Here is a 632-nt window from a genome sequence, read left to right as displayed (position 1 = left end):
AGCGGGCCGGTGAACGGCATCGGCGTGCGTTGGATCGTGGCTGCTAGTTCATGGGCTTCCTGCTCGGCATGGTCCGAGCCGCTCAGGTCGTAGAAGGCCAGCTCCACATCCGGGTAGTCGATCGGCCGCTGGAGAACCTGGCCATCCACCTCGAAGAAGGCTGCCCTGCATGCCTCGGCCTCCTGCACCGCCCGGCGGATCGCCCACTCGAGGGCCTCACGGTCTACCGCGCCCTCGATCCTGACGAACAGGCCAAGCTGCCACTCCGTACCGAGTTGGCCCATTTCCTGCGCAAGCCAGATGTCAAGCTGCCCGCGCGTCAGCGGATAGGCCTGACCGTCAGGCTCCGTCGGCCGCCCGCACGGTTCAACGATCAGAACCACGGCCTGCCAGCCTCTCGCGCAGACTCTTCGGACGGATATCGGCCCAGTTCTGCTCGATGTACTCCAGGCACGCGGCGCGATCCGCCTCGCCGTAAACCATCTGCCAGCCGGCCGGAATCTCGGCGAACGCCGGCCACAGGCTGTGCTGCTCTTCGTCGTTGATCAAGACGAAAAAGCTGCCGTTGTCGTCGTCGAACGGATTGGTACTCACCAGTCCTCCAAATTTCGCTTTGGCATGGGTCGAACAGT

2 protein-coding genes are annotated in these 632 nt (G+C 64.1%); both read right to left on the bottom strand.

Features of this window, described 5'->3' with window-relative positions:
* On the bottom strand, positions 1-383 hold a 383-nt coding region (locus tag B8W69_RS29550; RefSeq protein WP_245843435.1), incomplete at its 3' end, for a condensation domain-containing protein.
* Positions 367-594, bottom strand: a complete 228-nt coding sequence (locus B8W69_RS29545; protein ID WP_085293154.1) for an MbtH family protein — start codon at positions 592-594, stop codon at positions 367-369. The genes B8W69_RS29550 and B8W69_RS29545, both read right to left, overlap by 17 nt.
* Positions 595-632: the final 38 nt, after the last annotated feature.

This window comes from Mycolicibacterium vulneris (assembly GCF_002104765.1).
Lineage (GTDB): Bacteria > Actinomycetota > Actinomycetes > Mycobacteriales > Mycobacteriaceae > Mycobacterium > Mycobacterium vulneris.
This window is presented reverse-complemented; position numbering and strand designations above follow the sequence as displayed.